Here is a 4,600-nt window from a genome sequence, read left to right on the forward strand (position 1 = left end):
ATGACAAATGACAAATGACAAATGACAAATGACAAATGACAAATGACAAATGACTTCCGCTATTCTTAAGGCAGTTACCGAGTTAGCTACAGAACTTTGAACCAGACTACATCCAAATCCAGTTTAGGGGAATGGAGTCAGCGTTTGCTGGCGGCGATTTTTCTGGGTGGGCAAGTACTAGTTCACCTATTGAGAGGCAAAATCCATCGGCGTAACACCTTAGAACAAATGGCAGCAGTTGGGCCAGATTCCTTATTTATTGCCTTATTGACGGCTATTTTCGTTGGTGCGGTGTTTACCATTCAGGTGGCGCGGGAATTTATCAACTTTGGCGCAGGAAACATTATCGGCGGAGTGCTTTCTATAGCGTTGACACGAGAACTCTCTCCTGTGTTGACAGCAGTGGTTTTAGCGGGACGAGTCGGTTCTGCTTTTGCAGCAGAAATCGGTACCATGCGAGTCTCAGAGCAAATCGATGCCATGTTGATGTTAAAAACAGATCCAATCGATTATCTAGTTATTCCCCGCGTTATTGCTTGCTGTTTAATGTTACCAATTTTAACCCTCCTGTCTTTGATAACGGGAATGTTTGGAGGATTCATCATTGCGACAAATATCTACAACCTGTCTGATACAGTATTTCTAGACTCAGCCCGTAACTTCCTTGGTATCTGGGATATTTTAAGCGCCATGATTAAGGCGTGTTGTTTTGGCATTTTAATCGCTGTAATTGGTTGCAGTTGGGGGTTGACGACAACAGGAGGTGCTAAAGGTGTAGGACAGTCAACTACAACAGCTGTTGTGACTGCCTTGCTGATTATATTTGTTAGCAACTTCTTTCTTTCTTGGTTAATGTTTCAGGGGACTGGCAGTGCATTCATCGGGCTATAGAAGTTATAAGTTATGAGTTATGAGTTATGAGTTATGAGTTATGAGTTAATAATTCCTCACTCTTAACTCCTGACTCCTGACTCCTAAAATAGGAGAGATGCCTAATAAACAAAGCAGGATTTAAGACTGTGACCAGTTCATTTGCTTCTAACTCCACATCAACTGTGGAACTCAAGCCTAGTTACAATATACCCATAGTGTTGGTAATTGCCGCGATTCCACTATTGTTGGTACAACCTTGGGTAGGCTCCGTTTTCACGCTGTTTGGTTTGTTTCTCATGTTTCAGGCGTTAACGCTGCGTTTGCAATTTACCGCTACCGACTTAGATATTTACAGAGGCGAAAAACTGATTCGGCGCTTTCCCTACCAAGAATGGCAAAACTGGCGGATCTTTTGGAATAGAGTCCCCATTTTGTTTTACTTTAAAGAAATTAAAAGTATTCACTTTTTGCCGATTTTATTTGACCCCAACACCTTGAAAACTTGTTTAGAACAACGTTGTCCGCGTATTTAGTGCTGATTACCATCTGTTCTGAGTCGTTTTGATATAGACTCAGAACTCAGCACTCATGCTCAGGACTTTTATGGCAGGTCAATTGTAATATTTCTGAAAGCTATTTATTCGCGTCATAGGAATTACACTATTGTTTATGAACCCAGAGGCATCTCAAACCCCAGAACCAATTGATGAACGGTTGGCAGAAAAACCAGAAGAGAACAATGCAGTTGAACATCCAGTAAATTCATCAGTTGAGCCAGTGGTAGACACAAAAGCCATTAGCTCATCAGAGGACTACACAAATTTTGAGCCACTTATTTCTAATGCAGAAGTGGTAGATTCTACAGTAGAGCTAACAGAAAATTCAAATGGCGAGTTTGTAGCGCAATTAGAAGCGGAAAATGCCGCTCTGGGGTCTGAAATAGGATCTGGAAATAATTCATTATATGCAGAAGCAGAGCAGCGAGTTGCAGAGTTGCAGAGTGCTGAAGCAGTTCTCAAGTCAGAAATAGCCAAGCTGCAAGCTTCTTACGAAAACCTTCAGACACAGGTGAGTGAAACTCAAACCTCACTGGGGCGAATCGTGCAAGAGTCGCTAGTCCAGTTAGAACAACGCAAACAAACCCTGCAAATTTCTGTAGAACAACTAGAACGCCGTCAAGAACGTATCCGCAATGAGATGCGAACCACTTTTGCTGGTACATCCCAAGACTTGGCAATTCGGGTGCAAGGTTTTAAAGATTATCTCACGGGTAGCTTACAGGATTTGGCCTCTGCTGCTGAACAGCTGCAACTAACGCCAAGTGTGGTAGAACGAGAAAAACCAGCTGTAAAAGAGCCTAAACCAGCTGAACCCCAACCTGGAATACCCCAATTTGCCCAACAGCAGTTTCAAGATACCACAAAGCAAATTCGCCGCCTCATTGACCAATACCGCAATAAACCTGATTACTACGGGCCACCGTGGCAACTACGCCGTACCTTTGAACCAATCCACGCTGAACGAATCTCCAACTGGTTTTTTACCCAAGGAGGACGGGGTGGTTTGCGGACAATGGGTAGCCGCTTACAAAATATTCTGATTGCCTCAGCTGCAATTTCGATATTACACAAGCTCTATGGCGATCGCGTCCGTACTTTAGTCTTAGCTAATACACCGGAGCGATTAGGTGAATGGCGGCGCGGCTTGCAAGATTGTCTAGGAATCGGTCGCCCAGATTTCGGCCCAGACCGGGGTGTGGTATTATTTGAGGCATCTGACGCTCTGGCTCAAAAAGCAGACCGATTGACGAAAGCCAATCAATTACCTTTAATTATCATTGACGATTCCGAAGAACAAATCAGTTTGTCACTGCTGCAATTTCCTTTGTGGTTAGCCTTTGCCCCTGACCCCAAAATAGTGAGAAACTATGATGATGACTTTTAAATGAGTCATTAGTCATTGGTCATTGGTCATTAGTCATTGGTCATTGGTCAAGAGTAATATCTCTTGACTTTTTTGAATTTTGAATACTTCGGCTACGCTCAGTACAAGTTTTGAATTTTGAATTGTATTATGGCTATTTGGTTAACTCTGTGCGGAGCAATTGTGGTCATCGCTTACCTGCTGGGTTCTTTTCCCACTGGCTACATTGCTGTGAAGCAGTTAAAAGGTATTGATATTCGGGCAGTTGGTTCCGGTTCCACTGGTGCAACTAATGTACTAAGAACCTTGGGCAAAGGACCGGGAGCATTGGTTTTAGTACTTGATTCCTTAAAGGGAGTATTAGCGATCGCTCTAGTTTATTGGTTGTTCAACTTTGAACCAATTAAAAATTATATCCCTCCAACAGTAGATGCACAACTGTGGCAACCGTGGTTAGTAACAATATCTGGGTTAGCTGCCATTTTAGGACATAGTAAATCAATTTTTTTAGGCTTTACTGGTGGTAAATCCGTTGCTATCAGCTTGGGGATTTTGTTGGCAATGAGTTGGCAGATAGGTTTAGCAACAGCGGGTGTGTTTGCCGTCGTTGTGGCAATATCGCGGATTGTTTCTTTAAGTTCAATTGCAGGTGCGATCGCAGTTTCCATTTTCATGATACTTTTGCATCAACCTTTACCCTATATTCTGTTTGGGATTGCCGGTGGGTTGTATGTGATTTTGCGCCATCGCACTAATATTGAGCGACTGTTTGCGGGAACGGAGCCAAAAATTGGGCAACCTGTAGCGACAGAACCCGAACAAAGTGCATCATAGATAAACGAGAGCCAAACTCAAAACTCATCTCTGAGAAGGAGAGAGCTTCTTCCAGAATTACTGTATTGATATTTTAGGCTTACGAACGAACATTGCCTTTAAGTAAACGGTGGAAAAGGCGGCAAGGCCACAAAAAAGCTCCACAAACACTGACTGAGGCGATAGCGGCCACAACTCGCCAAGTTGAATTAGTCTCAGTCTTAGACTCTGAAGGATGAGCTTGTGTGTTTTTAGCTAATTCTGGCATTGAATGAGATAGCTGACTGGCTGTACTCACCCCTTCAATCGCTGCTCCAATTAGATAAGCTACTAGGGCAATTACTAGCCAGTTATTCATAATATTCCACTGTTTGAACTCTGAGCGTATGCTTGGCAGCGAGCAATAATTTAATTTTTCGGACTAATGATTGCCGCCTTGCCCTAAAGATAATCGACCTTCAGCCGTATCACGAATTAGGGGCAGTTTAGACTTTATGTAAGTATTGAGCGTGCTATCTGCCTGGGAATCAAGCCCCTGCTTCGCTTTTAACTGCTGGAGAAGCAATTGTACTAAAGCAGCATCGTCAAATTGGAGCAGGGTGTTAACCTGGGTAGACTCGATTACAGCCCAAAGCTGTTGCATCATTTTCGCTGTCACCATGAGTCTGTAACCTCTTAAGCTTTTCTTTATATTTACACGGATTTGGAAATTGTGGTTAGTTTTTGTCTGAAGATTTATAAAGATGTAGGCTAAAACTGCCTGAGTCAGTTAAATCTGTTAAGTTATAGCGTTTTTCAATTGATTACACTACAAGATTAGCTCACACGTCATCTTAACCGTGCTACGTAAAGAAAGAAAACTGCCCAAAGACTTAAATTTTTCCTAATACCGTTTTTTTATAAAGCAACGCCAAATCCTAGATTTTTTTTCAACGCATAGGCGCAACTCTTGGAGACGCTACGCGTAGCTTGCTTCCACGAAGTGGTACGC

Annotated in this window: 6 protein-coding genes; 4 read left to right on the forward strand and 2 right to left on the reverse strand. The window is 42.7% G+C overall.

The genetic code is table 11. The features are described 5' to 3' along the window. The first annotated feature begins 96 nt into the window (after positions 1 to 96). From RM368_RS15715 to plsY, 4 genes are all read left to right on the forward strand, one after another. Positions 97 to 891: an MlaE family lipid ABC transporter permease subunit gene (locus RM368_RS15715; RefSeq protein WP_094350672.1), complete on the forward strand. Its 795-nt coding sequence runs from the start codon at positions 97 to 99 to the stop codon at positions 889 to 891. Positions 892 to 1,019: 128 nt separating this feature from the next. Further along, positions 1,020 to 1,406: a DUF3119 family protein gene (locus RM368_RS15720; RefSeq protein ID WP_104906734.1), complete on the forward strand. Its 387-nt coding sequence runs from the start codon at positions 1,020 to 1,022 to the stop codon at positions 1,404 to 1,406. 136 nt (positions 1,407 to 1,542) lie between these two features. Then, positions 1,543 to 2,817, forward strand: coding sequence for a DUF3086 domain-containing protein (locus RM368_RS15725; RefSeq protein ID WP_322694914.1), 1,275 nt, complete (start codon positions 1,543 to 1,545; stop codon positions 2,815 to 2,817). Between the two features lie 129 nt (positions 2,818 to 2,946). Further along, the gene (plsY, locus tag RM368_RS15730) at positions 2,947 to 3,630 is read left to right on the forward strand and encodes a glycerol-3-phosphate 1-O-acyltransferase PlsY (protein ID WP_322694915.1); all 684 of its coding nucleotides are present in this window, start codon (positions 2,947 to 2,949) and stop codon (positions 3,628 to 3,630) included. Between the two features lie 79 nt (positions 3,631 to 3,709). On the opposite strand, the gene RM368_RS15735 is transcribed toward plsY, so the two are convergent. After that, positions 3,710 to 3,967: a hypothetical protein gene (locus RM368_RS15735; protein WP_322694916.1), complete on the reverse strand. Its 258-nt coding sequence runs from the start codon at positions 3,965 to 3,967 to the stop codon at positions 3,710 to 3,712. Positions 3,968 to 4,030: 63 nt separating this feature from the next. Next, positions 4,031 to 4,270 (reverse strand): hypothetical protein, encoded by a 240-nt coding sequence (locus tag RM368_RS15740; protein WP_194043059.1) that lies wholly within the window; start codon positions 4,268 to 4,270, stop codon positions 4,031 to 4,033. Positions 4,271 to 4,600 lie beyond the last annotated feature (330 nt).

The sequence above is a fragment of the Nostoc sp. DedSLP03 genome (assembly GCF_034530815.1).
GTDB lineage: Bacteria > Cyanobacteriota > Cyanobacteriia > Cyanobacteriales > Nostocaceae > Nostoc.